This window comes from Pseudomonas sp. MAG733B (genome assembly GCF_036884845.1).
Classification (GTDB): Bacteria; Pseudomonadota; Gammaproteobacteria; order Pseudomonadales; family Pseudomonadaceae; genus Aquipseudomonas.
In genome coordinates this window covers 332045-347102 of record NZ_CP145732.1, presented here as the reverse complement: position 1 = coordinate 347102, position 15058 = coordinate 332045, and the positions used below count along the sequence as shown (strand labels likewise).

The 15058-nt window shown below is 59.6% G+C and carries 20 protein-coding genes and 1 pseudogene; 10 read left to right on the top strand and 11 right to left on the bottom strand.

Features of this window, described 5'->3' with window-relative positions:
* Positions 1-12 precede the first annotated feature (12 nt).
* The 3 genes from V6Z53_RS01630 to V6Z53_RS01620 are packed head-to-tail and all read left to right on the top strand — an operon-like array spanning position 13 to position 866.
* Entirely contained in the window at positions 13-270 is a 258-nt protein-coding gene (locus V6Z53_RS01630) for a hypothetical protein (RefSeq protein ID WP_338583848.1), read from the top strand.
* 6 nt (positions 271-276) lie between these two features.
* The gene (locus tag V6Z53_RS01625; protein ID WP_338586433.1) at positions 277-552 is read left to right on the top strand and encodes a type II toxin-antitoxin system RelE/ParE family toxin; all 276 of its coding nucleotides are present in this window, start codon (positions 277-279) and stop codon (positions 550-552) included.
* Positions 553-560: 8 nt separating this feature from the next.
* On the top strand, positions 561-866 hold the full coding sequence (locus tag V6Z53_RS01620; RefSeq protein ID WP_338583846.1) for a HigA family addiction module antitoxin: 306 nt from the start codon (positions 561-563) through the stop codon (positions 864-866).
* 51 nt (positions 867-917) lie between these two features.
* Here V6Z53_RS01620 and V6Z53_RS01615 read toward each other — a convergent pair.
* Together V6Z53_RS01615 and V6Z53_RS01610 are read right to left on the bottom strand one after the other, a co-directional pair.
* Positions 918-1055: pseudogene (locus V6Z53_RS01615) on the bottom strand (phage antirepressor protein); the annotation flags it as partial.
* 485 nt (positions 1056-1540) lie between these two features.
* Complete coding sequence (locus V6Z53_RS01610) at positions 1541-1801, bottom strand: accessory factor UbiK family protein (protein WP_338583845.1); 261 nt, start codon at positions 1799-1801, stop codon at positions 1541-1543.
* Positions 1802-2221: 420 nt separating this feature from the next.
* Between V6Z53_RS01610 and glnK the strand changes: the two genes are divergently transcribed.
* The 4 genes from glnK to sutA all read left to right on the top strand — a co-directional run bounded on the left by glnK (position 2222) and on the right by sutA (position 4999).
* On the top strand, positions 2222-2560 hold the full coding sequence (glnK, locus tag V6Z53_RS01605; protein WP_002555808.1) for a P-II family nitrogen regulator: 339 nt from the start codon (positions 2222-2224) through the stop codon (positions 2558-2560).
* A 35-nt stretch (positions 2561-2595) separates the two neighbouring features.
* Positions 2596-3933 carry an ammonium transporter gene (locus V6Z53_RS01600; protein WP_338583844.1) on the top strand — a complete coding sequence of 446 codons (1338 nt, stop codon included), beginning with the start codon at positions 2596-2598 and terminating at the stop codon, positions 3931-3933.
* A gap of 215 nt (positions 3934-4148) precedes the next feature.
* Positions 4149-4574, top strand: coding sequence for a secondary thiamine-phosphate synthase enzyme YjbQ (locus V6Z53_RS01595; RefSeq protein ID WP_338583843.1), 426 nt, complete (start codon positions 4149-4151; stop codon positions 4572-4574).
* A gap of 101 nt (positions 4575-4675) precedes the next feature.
* A complete protein-coding gene (sutA, locus tag V6Z53_RS01590) occupies positions 4676-4999 on the top strand; it encodes a transcriptional regulator SutA (RefSeq protein ID WP_338583841.1) in 324 nt (107 codons plus the stop codon).
* Between the two features lie 169 nt (positions 5000-5168).
* Here the strand turns inward: sutA and V6Z53_RS01585 are convergent, their stop codons facing one another.
* Genes V6Z53_RS01585 through V6Z53_RS01560 form a run of 6 tightly spaced genes read right to left on the bottom strand, consistent with a single transcriptional unit; the run spans position 5169 to position 9782 of the window.
* Positions 5169-5879, bottom strand: coding sequence for an HAD-IA family hydrolase (locus V6Z53_RS01585; protein ID WP_338583839.1), 711 nt, complete (start codon positions 5877-5879; stop codon positions 5169-5171).
* Positions 5876-6775: a tyrosine recombinase XerC gene (xerC, locus tag V6Z53_RS01580; RefSeq protein ID WP_338583837.1), complete on the bottom strand. Its 900-nt coding sequence runs from the start codon at positions 6773-6775 to the stop codon at positions 5876-5878. The genes V6Z53_RS01585 and xerC overlap by 4 nt, the downstream gene beginning before the upstream one ends.
* 2 nt (positions 6776-6777) lie before the next feature.
* Positions 6778-7503, bottom strand: coding sequence for a DUF484 family protein (locus V6Z53_RS01575; RefSeq protein ID WP_338583836.1), 726 nt, complete (start codon positions 7501-7503; stop codon positions 6778-6780).
* Positions 7504-7516: 13 nt separating this feature from the next.
* Positions 7517-8347 carry a diaminopimelate epimerase gene (gene dapF, locus V6Z53_RS01570; protein WP_338583835.1) on the bottom strand — a complete coding sequence of 277 codons (831 nt, stop codon included), beginning with the start codon at positions 8345-8347 and terminating at the stop codon, positions 7517-7519.
* A 4-nt stretch (positions 8348-8351) separates the two neighbouring features.
* Positions 8352-9599: a diaminopimelate decarboxylase gene (gene lysA / locus V6Z53_RS01565; protein ID WP_338583834.1), complete on the bottom strand. Its 1248-nt coding sequence runs from the start codon at positions 9597-9599 to the stop codon at positions 8352-8354.
* Positions 9600-9608: 9 nt separating this feature from the next.
* Entirely contained in the window at positions 9609-9782 is a 174-nt protein-coding gene (locus tag V6Z53_RS01560; RefSeq protein ID WP_338583833.1) for a lipoprotein, read from the bottom strand.
* Positions 9783-10126: 344 nt separating this feature from the next.
* Between V6Z53_RS01560 and cyaY the strand changes: the two genes are divergently transcribed.
* The 3 genes from cyaY (at position 10127) to rnk (ending at position 11225) form a co-directional block, all read left to right on the top strand.
* Entirely contained in the window at positions 10127-10459 is a 333-nt protein-coding gene (cyaY, locus tag V6Z53_RS01555; RefSeq protein ID WP_338583832.1) for an iron donor protein CyaY, read from the top strand.
* Between the two features lie 4 nt (positions 10460-10463).
* The gene (locus V6Z53_RS01550) at positions 10464-10688 is read left to right on the top strand and encodes a DUF1289 domain-containing protein (RefSeq protein WP_338583831.1); all 225 of its coding nucleotides are present in this window, start codon (positions 10464-10466) and stop codon (positions 10686-10688) included.
* A gap of 126 nt (positions 10689-10814) precedes the next feature.
* Positions 10815-11225, top strand: a complete 411-nt coding sequence (gene rnk, locus V6Z53_RS01545) for a nucleoside diphosphate kinase regulator (RefSeq protein ID WP_075946457.1) — start codon at positions 10815-10817, stop codon at positions 11223-11225.
* Between the two features lie 7 nt (positions 11226-11232).
* On the opposite strand, the gene V6Z53_RS01540 is transcribed toward rnk, so the two are convergent.
* The 3 genes from V6Z53_RS01540 to V6Z53_RS01530 form a co-directional block, all read right to left on the bottom strand.
* Positions 11233-14079, bottom strand: coding sequence for a class I adenylate cyclase (locus tag V6Z53_RS01540; RefSeq protein ID WP_338583830.1), 2847 nt, complete (start codon positions 14077-14079; stop codon positions 11233-11235).
* 193 nt (positions 14080-14272) lie between these two features.
* Positions 14273-14518 (bottom strand): TIGR02647 family protein, encoded by a 246-nt coding sequence (locus tag V6Z53_RS01535; protein ID WP_034147682.1) that lies wholly within the window; start codon positions 14516-14518, stop codon positions 14273-14275.
* Positions 14519-14768: 250 nt separating this feature from the next.
* Positions 14769-15053: a hypothetical protein gene (locus V6Z53_RS01530; RefSeq protein ID WP_338583829.1), complete on the bottom strand. Its 285-nt coding sequence runs from the start codon at positions 15051-15053 to the stop codon at positions 14769-14771.
* Positions 15054-15058: the final 5 nt, after the last annotated feature.

Below are 15058 nucleotides of genomic sequence, written 5' to 3'. Positions count from 1 at the left end.
GATGTTGCGGGTATGAAGCAGGGAAGTTCTGAGGAGCAAAAATCTATTCAGGCGATTTTTGCAGGATCGGCTACGGTTCTTCAGGCTTTTAATGCAATGAGAAATGCCGATTGTTTTTGTAGGACGGGGCTGGATTTTGAAGGTCTTCTGAAGGATGCAAGTAGCCCGATTCCTAAAGTTTTGAAAGGGAGGCCAATACTCAAAATGCTGCGTTTGCATTTGCGAATTCAGCTAATACACTCAAGTTTAATGCATAACGTTAAGCTTTAAATTAAGATCGTTAGCTTTAAGTGTTCTGAGACCGAGTACCTGTTTTGCAACGGTAAGACCCGTTTGTGGTCAGCCGTTCTGAGTGTCGCGGAACGGAAGCTGACGATGCTTGATGATGCTGTCGTGCTGAAGGACCTTCGATCTCCGCCGGGCAATCGTCTGGAGGCGTTGGAGGGAAATCGAAAAGGTCAGCACAGCATCCGCATCAACGCTCAATGGCGAATTTGCTTTCTTTGGGGTCTTAACGGACCAGAGAATGTTGAAATCGTCGATTATCACTGAGGTGAGTAATGACCAAGAATGGTATGCGCCCGGTGCATCCTGGCGAAATCCTCAAAGAGGAATACCTGGAGCCTCTGAGCCTTACGGCTGCCGCTCTTGCCAGAGCGTTGAACGTGTCGACACCTACGGTGAACGACATTGTGCTCCAGCGTCGGGGTGTCAGTGCTGATATGGCTCTACGGCTATCTATCTGTTTGGACACGACCCCGGAATTTTGGCTGAACCTGCAATCGACCTACGATTTGCGTAAAGCCGAGATTGAGCGAGGGGACGCGATTCGGGTTCAGGTCGAGCGGCTTGCTCACTGTGCCTGATTGTTTTCTGGGATCTATCGAACCCCACGCCAAAAGCGTGGGGTTTTTTATTCAGAATGCGTGAAGCATCTTTGCTGCTCTTTTCCACCAAGGCGCATTGATCGCACGTCTCGGCTTCTGCTGATCAGGCAGCATCTGCGGCACATCCTGTAACCGAATCCACGGCTGGTTATTCCAGTGCAGCAAACTGGAGTAGGGCGTTGAGGTGAAGTTTGTGGCGGGTGAAGTGAGGAATCAGATAGTTTTCGTCCATCGAGCATTACCCGAATTTCGCTTGGTAGATGACTGCCGCATATCGTCGCCAAACAATAAGGGTGGCAGCTGCGTGCGGGTTGGCGAACCGGCCAAGCGAATACCGGCAGACCCTAAGGTCTCCCACACACAGCCGCCATAATTCGAATCGGGAAGAAATACCTGATATCGAACGAGGTGAGCTGCATTGCTTGGTTCCGAGTCGCCAAACCCAGTGCTGAACATTCAGCAGAAGGTGAGCTTAGGAACCGTGGCTTTGCGGCGCAATCGGACGGCGGATGAGAACTTTGTAGGACGTTGCCGGGTTATTTGCGGGCTGTGGGATCAAAAGATCGCAGCCGCGGCAACTCCTTCACAGGTGAAGCGCAAGGTCGTTCCGGCCTTCAATCGCGAGCAGGCTCGCTCCTACAGGGATTGCGGGGTTACTCGGCTGGAGGGGTGAGCTTTGCTTCCAGTTCAGCCACTTTCGACTCAAGCGCTTCCAGACGTGCCCGTGTGCGCGCCAACACAACCATCTGGCTATCGAATTCTTCCCGGCTTACCAGATCCAGTTTGCTGAAGCCGCTTTGCAGCAACATTTTGAACTGACTTTCGATTTCGGCTTTCGGCAGCGGGGTGTCGCCGCTGAAGAGGCGGGAGGCGGTGCCGGTGAGGGCGTCGAGGAAGTCTTTGGGCGCGAGCATGGGAAGAGGTCCTGGTAACAATGGCGGGCAGTGTATCACGCAGTGTCTATAGTCATTTTCGCGGGCAAGGGATGCACGCTTTTCGCGCATGCGGACGGACGGCATCGCACCGTTGTTGTGCGTATCGCGTCGGGTGTTGTGCTGATGTTGTCGCCATCTGCAAGCAAAGGCTTGAAAACAGAGGATTTTGTGGAGATGGCAAGCTTTCTGCTTAGACGCTAGTGACCCATGCACTGATGCAGTCGCTGTGACGAATGCAGTGCGCCGAGCGAAACGGGGGAGAGTTTCGCAAGGAGCGGTTAACTGGCGTCGGACCGGCAGGTTAGGGCCGACGATGCGTTACAAAGCCAGGCACTGCGCTTAGACTTGAGACGGGTTTGTTTTCCTGGGGCAAGTCCACCAATTCGGGAGAGAGTTTTCATGAAGCTAGTCACTGCCATCATCAAGCCGTTCAAGTTGGACGACGTGCGCGAGTCGTTGTCCGAGATCGGCGTGCAGGGCATTACCGTTACTGAAGTCAAAGGCTTCGGTCGGCAGAAGGGTCACACCGAGCTGTATCGCGGCGCGGAGTACGTGGTCGATTTCCTGCCAAAGGTGAAGATTGATGTCGCCATTGACGACAAGGATCTCGACCGGGTTATCGAGGCGATAACCAAGGCCGCCAACACCGGCAAGATCGGTGACGGCAAGATCTTCGTGGTCAATCTGGAACAGGCGATTCGCATCCGTACCGGCGAAACCGATACCGACGCAATCTAAGCCGCCACAAACCCAACGCCCCAGGAGAAAACAATATGACTCTGCGTAAATTCGCAGGGCTAGGAGCCCTGTTGTCCATCGTAATGCCCAGCCTTGCTTTGGCGGCAGACGAAGTGGCGGCCCCAGTCCTCAACTCCGGCGATACCGCCTGGATGTTGACCTCGACAGCCCTCGTGCTGTTCATGACCATTCCCGGCCTCGCGCTGTTCTACGGCGGCATGGTTCGGTCGAAAAACATTCTTTCCGTGATGATGCAGTGCTTCGCCATTACCGGTCTGATCAGCATCCTGTGGGTCATTTATGGCTACAGCATCGCGTTCGACACCACCGGCATGGAGCAGGGCGTCGTCAACTTCAACTCGTTCTTCGGCGGCATGGGCAAGGCTTTCCTCGCCGGTGTCACGCCAGCCAGCATTACTGGCCCGGCGGCGCTGTTCCCTGAAGCGGTGTTCATCACCTTCCAGATGACCTTCGCCATCATCACCCCGGCGCTGATCGTCGGCGCCTTCGCCGAGCGGATGAAGTTCTCCGCGATGCTGATCTTCATGGGCATCTGGTTCACCCTGGTATATGCGCCGATCGCACACATGGTCTGGTCCGGCAATGGCGGCCTGATGTGGGACTGGGGCGTGCTGGACTTCGCCGGTGGCACCGTGGTGCACATCAACGCCGGTGTGGCCGGTCTGATTGCCTGCCTGGTACTGGGCAAGCGCAAAGGCTTCCCGACTACCCCGATGGCGCCGCACAACCTCGGTTACACCCTGATGGGCGCGGCCATGCTGTGGATCGGCTGGTTCGGTTTCAACGCCGGTTCCGCCGCAGCCGCCAACGGCACCGCCGGCATGGCGATGCTGGTGACCCAGATCGCAACCGCCGCTGCGGCACTGGGCTGGATGTTCGCCGAGTGGATCACCCACGGTAAGCCAAGCGCACTGGGTATTGCTTCGGGTGTGGTTGCCGGTCTGGTCGCCATCACTCCGGCTGCCGGCACCGTTGGCCCGATGGGCGCACTGGTGATCGGCCTGGCCGCTGGTGTGGTGTGCTTCTTCTGCGCCACCACCCTGAAACGCAAACTCGGCTATGACGATTCCCTGGACGCCTTCGGCGTGCACGGTATCGGCGGTATCCTCGGCGCGATCCTGACCGGTGTGTTCGCTGCACCGTCGCTGGGTGGCTTCGGCACCGTGACCGACATTGCCGCACAAGTGTGGATTCAGTGCAAAGGCGTGGGCTTCACCGTGATTTACACCGCCATCGTCACTTACATCATCCTCAAGGTCCTGGACGCTGTCATGGGCCTGCGGATCACCGAAGAAGAAGAGGCTGTCGGCATCGATCTGGCGCTTCACAACGAACGCGGCTACAACTTGTAAGCACGCGCACGAAAAAATTTGCCCGGCTTGCCGGGCATTTTTTTGTCCGCGATTTATCATTGAAAGGCTGGCTGAAAGGTTTTTTCTTACAGGTTTATGAACGTTTACGACGGGTGTTTTTGTGCCGCCGATGGCTTACAAAACAGAAGGAGTATTAGGGCCTTTGTTTTTTCCCAGAGCGCGCTAGAATGCGCCCCGAACGTGCGGAGAACTGTATGTGGCAACAGACTCTGATAACCCTGCGGGCGAGGCCCCGGGGCTTTCATCTGGTAACGGACGAGTTACTCGCCGGCCTGCCTGAACTCAAGGCGTGTCGGGTTGGTCTGTTGCATTTGTGGCTGCAACATACCTCGGCGTCGTTGACCATCAACGAGAACGCCGATCCGGCGGTACGTCGCGACTTCGAACGATTTTTCAATCGTCTGATCCCACAAGGAACAGACGGCTATGAGCATAACGACGAAGGCCTGGACGACCTCCCGGCGCACTTTAAGGCCAGCGTACTTGGCTGTCAGCTCAGTTTGCCGATCTCGGCAGGCCGACTGGCGTTAGGGACCTGGCAAGGCATTTACCTGGGCGAGCACCGTGATCATGGCGGTGCCCGTAAAGTCCTCGCCACCGTGCACGGTGAAGGGGCATAGCCGCTGGTCAGCAGCGGTTGTTGATTTTTTTCCGGCAGCCTTCGACAGGAGGCAAAGCTGGGCTATAACTAATCTGCTTTTCGCAAGTCATGAGGTAGAACATGAGCGACGATGATCTGGAAAACGACGACCTCGAAGTAGGCGACGAAGACGAGGCCGAAGAAGGCCTGGAAGCAGCGGCGGAAGACGTTGCTGAAGACGACGGCGGTGAAGCGCCCGTTCCGACTGCCAAAGGCAAAGCCAAGGCAGCGGTATCGGTCGATGAGCTGCCGAGTGTCGAAGCCAAGAACAAGGAACGCGATGCTCTCGCGCGGGCCATGGAAGAGTTTTTGGCCAAGGGCGGCAAGGTGCAGGAAGTGGAGGCCAATGTGGTCGCCGATCCTCCCAAGAAGCCTGACAACAAGTACGGCAGCCGGCCTATCTGAGCCTGCTTCGCGCTTGCTGAAAAAGCCCGCCGTCGCTGCGGGCTTTTTCATGCCTGGAATACCTGTAGGAGCAAAGCTTGCTCGCGATGACGGCATAACATTCTGAATTTGCATCGACTGACACACCGCTATCGCGAGCAAGCTTTGCTCCTACAGGACGGCGGTGTTCTCAGGGGCGCTGTTGGGAATTCCATCCCGCCAACAACGTTGGCAACTCGGTCAAACTGCGGATTTCGGCATCCGGCAAGCGCTCAGCCTCCCAGACCTTGCCCGCCGGGTTGAACCAGATCGCCCGCAATCCAGCCTGCTGCGCCCCGGCAATATCGTCGCCAGGATGGTCGCCGATATGCACCGCCGTCTCCGGCGTCGCGCCACCGCGCTGCAACGCCTCATGAAACAGGCGTGCATCAGGTTTGGCGATGCCAATGTCTTCGGCGCACAACGCAAACTTGAAGTAGTCCGCCAGCCCCAACCGCCGCACATCAGCGTTGCCGTTGGTGACCACGCCAAGGGCGTAGTGATTGGCCAGCGCTTCCAGGGTCGGTTGCACCTCGGGGAAGATTTCCAGTTGATGCCGGGCATGCAGGAACACTTCGAAACTCTTGTCGGCCAGGTCTGACGCTTGCGCGTGGGCGTAACCGGCTTCTTCCAGGGCCTGGAACAACACGCGCCGGCGCAGGGCGCTGATGCGGTGCTTGAGGTTCGGCTCGATGCTCAGGATGCGTTCGCGGATGGCCCACAAATGTTCTACCGGCACCGCTCCCAGGTTGGGCGCATGCTCGGTCAGCCATGCACGCAAAACGGCTTCGGCGCTGACGATCACCGGGGCGGTGTCCCACAGGGTGTCGTCGAGGTCAAAGGTGATCAACTGAATACTCATGAATCATCGCCCTTAATGCGTTTGGCCCGTGGATGGGCGCTGTCGTAGACCGAGGCCAGGTGCTGGAAGTCCAGATGGGTGTAGATCTGCGTGGTCTTGATGTCCGAGTGGCCGAGCAGTTCCTGTACGGCGCGCAGGTCCTGCGAGGATTCCAGCAAATGACTGGCGAAGGAATGGCGCAACATGTGCGGGTGCAGGTTTTGCCCCAGTTCACGTTCACCGGCAGCCTTGACGCGCACCTGTATCGCCCGAGGGCCGAGACGTCGGCCTTGCTGGCTGATAAATACCGCGTCGTCTGCCGGGTTGGCCATGGCCCGCAGCGGCAGCCATTGTTCCAATGCCTCGCGAGCCTTCTTGCCGACCGGCAGCAGCCGGGTCTTGCTGCCTTTGCCGAGCACCTGGACCATGCCGTCCGCCAGGTCCAGTTGATCGAGATTGAGTCCGGTCAGCTCTGACAGGCGCAACCCGGAGGAATAGAACAGTTCGAGAATTGCCTGATCCCGACGCGCCAGAAAGTCATCTTCGACCCCGCCTTCAAGCAGTTGCAGCGCGCGGTCGGTGTCGAGGGTCTTCGGCAGGCGGCGTTCACCTTTGGGTGGCGCCAGGCCGTTGGCCGGGTCGTGATCGCAAAGGCCTTCGCGGTTCAGGTAATGATAGAGCCCGCGCACCGCCGATAGCAGTCGCGCCAGGCTGCGCGAGGATTGGCCTTGGGCATGCAGGCGGGCAATCAGGCTGCGCAGGCGCTGGATGTCCAGTGCGGTCCAGCTGCTGATGTTCTGTTTGACGCACCAGCCCAGCACTTTGTCGAGGTCGCGGCGATAGGCCGAGAGCGTGTGGGGCGACACCTGGCGCTCACTGCGCAGGTGTTCGCAGTAAGCGTCCAGTTGCCGTTCCATGATCAGCGTACCGAGCGCAGGGAGCTGTTGACCCGAGGCAGCACGCGGCCCATGACTTCGGCGATGTAGCTCAGGAACAGCGTGCCCACCGAGCTTTTGTAGTGCTGCGGATCACGGCTGGCGATGGCCAGGATGCCGTGGATACCCTGATGACTGATGGCGACCACGGCGGTGGAGCCGATCTGCTTGCGCTGCTCTTCGCCGAACAGGAAGTCCAGCTCATGCTCGCGCAGGCTGCCACTGACGCTTTTGTCCTCCTGCAAGAGGCCGCCAATCGCCACTTGTGCTTCGGCGTGAGTGACCCAACGGCCAACAAGCGTCGGGTTATCACCCAGCAGGATGAGGCTGACGAAGGGCACCTGGAAGTCCTGGCGCAGGCTGTCTTCGACGCAGATCACCACGTCTTCCAGGCTGGTGGCATCCATCAGCGCGAGAATCAGGCGGCGGGTCTTGTCGAAGAGGCGATCGTTGTCGCGGGCAACATCCATCAAGTGCGAAAGGCGATGACGCAGCTCGATGTTGCGGTCGCGCAGGATGGTCATCTGCCGTTCGACCAGGGACACGGTGTCGCCGCGCCGGTGAGGAATGCGCAAGGCCGGCAGCAGTTCTTCGTGCTCGACGAAAAAGTCCGGATGAGCCTCCAGGTACGCGGCAATTGCCGCTGCCTCGAGGCTTTCGGACGCTGATTCGTCGGCTTGTCGTGCGGGTACCTGAGGCTTATCGGTCATGGCTTTGGCTCACTCAAAGACGCACTTGTCCTTCGTATACGCGCACTGCCGGGCCGGTCATCATCACCGGTTGGCCAGGACCCGCCCATTCAATGGACAGGCGCCCGCCAGGCAGGTCGATCAATAGCGGCGAATCCATCCACCCCTGGCTGATCGCGGCCACTGCGGCGGCACAGGCGCCGGTTCCGCACGCCTGGGTTTCCCCGGCCCCGCGTTCCCAGACGCGCAACTGCGCGCGGTTGCGGTCGATGACCTGGATAAACCCGACATTGACCCGCGCTGGAAAACGCGGGTGATGTTCGATTTTCGGCCCCAGTTCATGCACCGGTGCGCTGTTGATATCGCTCACTCGCAGCACGGCATGGGGGTTGCCCATGGACACGGCGGCCAGCTCGACCGGCGTGCCATCGACGTCGACCTGATAGCTCAGGGCCTGCTCCGGTGCCTGGAACGGAATATCCGCCGGCACCAGGCGCGGGGCGCCCATGTTGACGCCGATTTGCCCATCGTTGCGAACATCCAGCTCGATGATGCCGCTCTTGGTTTCGACGCGGATCAGGCGCTTGGCGGTCAGGCGCTTGTCGAGCACGAAACGGGCGAAGCAACGTGCGCCGTTGCCGCACTGTTCAACCTCGGAGCCGTCGGAGTTGAAAATCCGATAGCGGAAATCCACGTCCGGGTTGCTCGGTGCTTCGACGATCAACAACTGGTCGAAACCGATACCCGTATGCCGATCACCCCACAGCTTGGCGTGCTTGGGCAGAATATGCGCGTGCTGGCTGACCAGGTCGAGGACCATGAAGTCATTGCCCAGGCCGTGCATCTTGGTAAAACGCAGCAGCATGGGTTTACTCCGGCAGCAGGCTTTCGCCAGCAAACAACTCGGCTACCGTCTCACGGCGACGCACTTCAAATGCCTGATCACCGTCCACCAACACTTCGGCGGCACGGCCGCGGGTGTTGTAGTTGGAACTCATGACAAACCCGTAGGCGCCAGCCGAATGCACGGCCAGCAGGTCGCCTTCTTCCAGTGCCAGCTGACGATCCTTGGCCAGGAAGTCGCCGGTCTCGCAGATCGGGCCGACGATGTCGTAGGCGCGGGCAGCGGTGGTGCGCGGGCGCACGGCGGTGACGTCCATCCAGGCTTGGTATAGCGCCGGGCGGATCAGGTCGTTCATGGCCGCGTCGACAATGGCGAAATCTTTGTGTTCGGTGTGCTTGAGGTATTCGACCTGAGTCAGCAGCACGCCGGCGTTGGCCACGATGAAGCGGCCCGGCTCGAACACCAGCGCCAGATCGCGACCGTCGAGACGTTCGCGCACGGCTTTGATGTAGTCAGCGGCCAGTGGCGGCTCTTCATCGCGATAACGCACGCCCAGACCGCCACCGAGATCGATGTGGCGCAGGTAGATGCCGCAATCGCCGAGGCGGTCGACCAGGCCCAGCAGGCGATCGAGAGCGTCGATGAAGGGTGGCAGGGTGGTCAGTTGCGAACCGATGTGGCAATCGACGCCGACCACTTCCAGGTTCGGCAGTTGGGCGGCGCGCACGTACACGTCTTCGGCGTCGGCGATGGCGATGCCGAACTTGTTCTCTTTGAGACCGGTGGAAATGTACGGGTGGGTGCCAGCATCGACGTCCGGGTTCACGCGCAGCGAGATCGGCGCGCGAACGCCCAGCTCGGCGGCCACCACTTGCAGGCGTTCCAGCTCGTCGGTGGATTCGACGTTGAAGCAGTGCACGCCGACTTCCAGGGCGCGACGCATGTCGTCACGGGTCTTGCCGACGCCGGAGAACACGATCTTGTCGGCGCTGCCGCCAGCGGCCAGAACACGTTCCAGTTCGCCACGGGAGACGATGTCAAAACCGGCGCCGAGACGCGCCAGGACATTCAATACACCCAGGTTGGAGTTGGCCTTGACCGCAAAGCACACCAGGTGCGGCATGCCGGCCAGCGCATCGGCGTAAGCCAGGTACTGGGCTTCGATGTGCGCGCGCGAGTAAACGTAGGTCGGTGTACCAAAGCGATCGGCGATAGCAGACAGGGCAACACCTTCCGCGAACAGTTCACCGTCACGGTAGTTAAAAGCGTCCATGGCGATCCCTTATTGGAAGACGTCGTGCTTGTGTGCTTTTGATGGCTGCTTTTGTGAAGACTGGGCCTGCTCTGCAGGGTCCTGGTCGTCATCGGGCAGGTACAGCGGGCCTTTTTGGCCGCAGGCCGACACAAGACAGGCAACCGCAAGGAGCGCAGCAAGGGAAGAGATCAGGCGCTTCATGGCGAAATCCTTGAAAATGCATTAATTGCGCCGGAGTATACCGGCCACCCGGCAGCTTGCCTATGCGATGGGGCACCCGTCCGGCGGGCCTTGGCCGCAAGCACATCGAACCCTGTGGGAGCGGGCTTGTGTGGCGAGGGAGCTTGCTCCCGCTCGGCTGCGAAGCAGACGCAAAGCTTTTGGGGCCGCTTCGCGACCCAGCGGGAGCAAGCTCCCTCGCCACACAGGTCTACTCCCATAGGTACAGTGTTGTTAGCGCTTGGTCGTTATCCTTTGCAATCGACAGGACTCGGTCGTATCTTGCGGCGCTTGAGCCTGATCAGACACTTTTTGAGGTTGCCGTAATGAGTTTGTCCGAAGCGCGTTTCCACGATCTGGTCGATGCCACCCAGCAAACGCTGGAGGACATCTTTGACGACAGCGACCTGGATATCGATCTGGAGAGCTCGGCCGGTGTGCTCACCGTCAAGTTCGAGAACGGCAGCCAGTTGATCTTCAGCCGTCAGGAACCACTGCGCCAGCTGTGGCTGGCAGCGGTATCCGGCGGTTTCCACTTCGATTACGACGAAGAAAGCGAGCGCTGGATGTGCGACAAGAGCGAAGAGCAACTGGGCGAAATGCTTGAGCGCATCGTCAAGCAGCAGGCCGGTGCCGATTTCGATTTCGAAGGCCTGTAACGTCGTGACCCAGCCCGCTCCCGTCCGTCCGCCCAAGCCGCTCTACAGCAATGTCAGCCCGACGGTGCCATCGCCGTGCAGTGGGGTCTGTCGGCTGGATGAGCAGAAAGTCTGCCTCGGATGTTTCCGCCATGTCGAAGACATCCGCGAATGGCGCTCGGCGGATGACGAGCGTCGGCGGGTGATTTGCGCGCAAGCTGTACAGCGAAAACAGGGCTCCGGGCCATGACTTGTATATTTTTTGAGCTGTGATAGTGTCCGGATACGCCTCAACCCATCGAGGCTTGTGAAAACCCCGCCTTTTTCTGGCGGGGTTTTGCTTTTTTCGTGCAGAAGAAAGGAGTCTGCCCTGATCATGACCGCACCTTCCATCACCCTTACCCGTCTGGACGTTCAGCGTCTGGAGCGTCTGATCGACAGCCTGGATGACACGCTGCCGGGCGTTATCGCGCTGCAAACCGAACTGGATCGCGCCGATACACTGGTCGGTCACGATGAAGTGCCCGCCGATGTCGTGACCATGAATTCCCGCGTTCACTGCCGTGAAGAGAGCAGTGGCAAGGACTACCACTTGACGTTGGTGTACCCGAAGGATGCCAATGCCGACGAAGGCAAAATCTCGATTCTGGCACCGGTCGGCAGCGCGTTGCTGGGCTTGAAAGTCGGTCAACACATCGACTGGCCGGCACCGGGTGGCAAGACCTTGAAGCTGACCCTGCTGGAAGTCGAATCGCAGCCAGCCCAGGGCGGCCACTTCCCGGAATGACTCCCCGTCAGACCTGCTCGAGCGCCTCGTTCAATGCGCGCTCCAGGTCGGCCTTGTAACGCAGATACAGATTGCTTGAACCCTGACCATCACCGAGCAGACCCGACAGGTCCAGGTCGGTGATGTAGCAGCGGTAGCGTTCGGTCTCGCGGCGTTGCCCGACGATTTCCCGGGCGACCACACTGAACAGCTGGTCGCCATGCTCCAGTTCTGAAAACTCCCGCTGATTGCAATACAGCGTGACCTGCACCTTGCCCGGTGCGGCTTTGCCGACGATCGCCTGTACGTCGTAGAACGGTTTGTTGACCGGGGTTTGCGGTGCCGGACGAGCTTCGACCCGACGCGCGCGGCCGGTGCCTGAGGGCAGCAGCTGGTAATACAGGGTGTCCAGGCTGCGGGGTCGGGCGGCGTCCATGGGCTGCAAGGCGTCGCGTCGGTACTGAATCGATTGCAGGAACCGTTGCAGCGGCACCAGCAGGCTTTGCTCGTCATGCCACGGTAAACGCTGGTGCCACAAGGCATTGAATTCATCGAGTACATACAGGTCGGCCTGATCTTCGTTGATCCGGTAGAACACCTGAATGCACTCGGGCTGGCCCATGGGCAGGAGCAGCGCCAGGTCGTGATCTTCCAGCGCCATCGGGTCCAGGTGCAGCGGGCTGTAACGGGGCAATTCTTCACCCAGGTAATCGAACAGCGCGGGCAGCGTGGCGGCGGCGACGTGTTCGACCTTGCCGGGCACCAATTCCAGCACGTGGTAATGCTGCTGGACCTGAATCACGTAGCGATGATTGAGTTTGCTCAGCAGCAGGTTCTGCGCCGTGTCGAGGATGTCTTCGACTCGCTGGGCAATGAATTGCGCACGGTTGTGGCAGAAGCAGCGCACGCGCAACCGGGGTTGTCGCGGGCCGTCCGGCAAGTTGTTGAGGTAATCACGCATGCAGTCGAGCAGGGCGTGAGGGCCGTCGTAGCGGTTGACCAGCACTTCGTTCCAGCTGTTGAGCGTGACCTGATCCAGGGTCAACACCAGGTTTTCCCGAACGCCGGCGTAGCTCAGGGAGTCGGTGCGCTCGGTGGTCATCAGGATATTCAAGTCGCGGTGGTGCTTGAGCGGGTCGACGCCGACGTTCACCAGGATCAGCACTTCGCTGGGCACGCTGGCGCGCAGCAACGGTTCTTCGGCGACGGTCGGCAAAGGCAGGGGGATGCTCTGTTGCAGGCTGCCGAGCAGGTTGAACAACTCGAATTCGCTCAAGTCGCTGCTGCCCGGGTGCAAGGCCAGGCGGGTGCTGCTGTCGATCACGCCGTTGCGGTGGCACCAGGTGAGCAGTTCGAGCAATTGGCGGCTGCGCTTGATCGGCGCGAAGTGCTCCCACTCAAGCGCGGTCAGGCTGCCGTTGTACAGGCCCCATTGGCTTTGCCCCGCTTCTTTTTTGTCGGCCGAGTGCACCAGCGTCAGGGTGTCTTCGGCCAGGTCCGGGGCGATGCCGGGGTTGATGAACTCGACCTTGTCCGCCTTGCGTTCGAAGGCCGCATACAGGCGTCGACCGAGCACGCTGAGGTCGCGCTTGTTGATCAGGCTGACGGTTTGTTCATTGCGGGCAAACTGGGTCAGGAAGCGGTAGCTGTAATTCAGCTCGTTGACCAAGGCTCGGCGTTCGGAGCTGACCTGGCGGACTTTCCATTGGCTGCGACTATCGAGCAGGGCCAACTGGCGATGGTCCCATTGCCATTCGTGGGCCAGGCGTTCGAGCAGCGCGCGTTGCCAGCCCTGGGTGCGACCGCTGTTGCCGGTGAGCTTACGATTGACCTTCAGGTACAGCGCACGCCGCACCAACTCCAACCGCTCAGGTTCGTTGCGGCCAATCAGGTATTCCTCGATGCGCCGGTACACCACGACGTACGGGTCCAGTTCATCGAGGTCGAGCCGGTTGGCGAACACTGCCTGCTTGAAGCGCAGGCTCAGGCACTGGACCCTGGGATGTTCGCTGGCGTAAACCTCGGTCAACAGCAGCTTGAGCACAGACTTGTAGGGTGACTCGATGCCCTTGAACAACTGCCAGAGCCCGGCACCAATGAACTCGCCGGGCGGGATAAAGGCCAGATGCCCCAGGTCGAGTGTTTCGTCGGCGCGAATAAAGCGCTTGGATAGCAGCGTGTGGGTATAGCGGTCGTAGCTTGCCTCTTCATAGACCGGCACCAGCCACCAGATTGGGGTGCGCCCGGCCAGCCAGATGGCGGTGCGATAGAACTCGTCCAGCAACAGATAGTGCTGGGTGGTGCCGCAGTCTTCCGAGCTCAACTGGTTATCGCGCTCGCCCCGCACAAAGCGGACCGGGTCAATCAGGAAAAAGTGTGCCTCGGCGCCTTGGCTGGCGGCCCATGCTTCAAGCAACTGACATTTCTTGCGCAGCTCGGCCAGTTCGGTTTCGCTCAGGTCTGAGCCGTGACAAACCCACACGTCCATATCGCTCTGGTCAGCCTGGGCCAGGGTGCCGAGGCTGCCCATCAGGAACAGGCCGTGAATCGGTCGTGGCGGATTGCTGCCGTGACGTGGCTTGTAGGAAAACGAACGAGTCAGGCGCTGGGCTTCGGCGAGGACGTTGGCATCCGGCTCGTAGTTCGATAGCCCGGCGGGCGTGCTGCCTGAGACGTAGCCCGGCAACAGCGGATGATTGACGTGGAAAAACAGCGGCAGAAGGCTCAACACTCCCTGTTGACGGGTCGACAAGCCTTCCATGGCACGCGCCATGCGGCCCTCGTTGAGCTTCAGGAAACGCGCGCGCAGCTGACTGAGAACCTTGCGGTCGATTCCTTCGTCCAGATCGGGGCGGATTTCATGGGTGCGGGTCATGTCAGCTCAAACCGGCTCGCAGGGCTCGGATGTGGGGCTCTCGGAATGGGTGGCAGTTTAGCGCCTCGACCCCGGGACATTTAAGCTGATTTTGTTTTTTTGGCGTCAGATTTCTACCGTATGGCAACAGCAGATACCGAGTCTGCCCGCGGAAATCCCGTGGCAGGGGTTCCCGTGGGCGAAGTGATGGAATTCAGGCTGTTTCCTGGACGCTCAGAATGGTCAGGACAGTTTGCACATTTTGCGCGGCATCGCGACCCAGGCTGGTCAGGTAACCGCCATCGGGCTGGTCGATCAGTTCTTTTTCATGCAGGCGTTTGGCAGCGGCAATGTGTTTCGGGGCAGCGGTCTGATGAATTTTCAAACCTTCCTGGGAACTGTCCAGGTTGAAGAGTGCGAGGACTTCCAGTTCGGCAACCAACTCAGGGGTAAGCGACATAAGGACTCCAGACTTTCTAGGAATTGGACGACAGCGCCCCTAAGGTGATCCCACTCGTGCGGCATGTCCAGTGCTCGCGACAGGGTTTTTTCGATTGGGGCGGCATTCCCCCGGTAGCGGGGCGGTCTGAAGTGTAGTCGTTACTTGTAGGAGCAAGGCTTGCCCGCGATGAACGATTACGCGGTTCATCTGACAGACCGCGGTGCAGCAATCGCGGGCAAGCCTTGCTCCTACAGTACGGGTGCTCGATTTACTTCTTTTCCGGCGGCAATTCTGGCAATGCGCGCAAAGCAGCTTCGTACCATTCGGTATTGAACGCGCGGTCTTCTTCGAGGATTGCGTCGATTTCTACCGCCAGGACGTGGGCCATCAGATTGAGGATCTCATCGCGCTCGTAACCCACCAGCGTCAGCTTGTTGAAGGTGGCTTTGGCGGCTGGAGGATTGTCGCTTTCTATCTGGTTCTCGATGGCTTCGATCAGCGTGTTCTCGGCGAACTCTTCTTCGTCGGCGTCGATATCGTTTGGCTCGCTCATGGCAG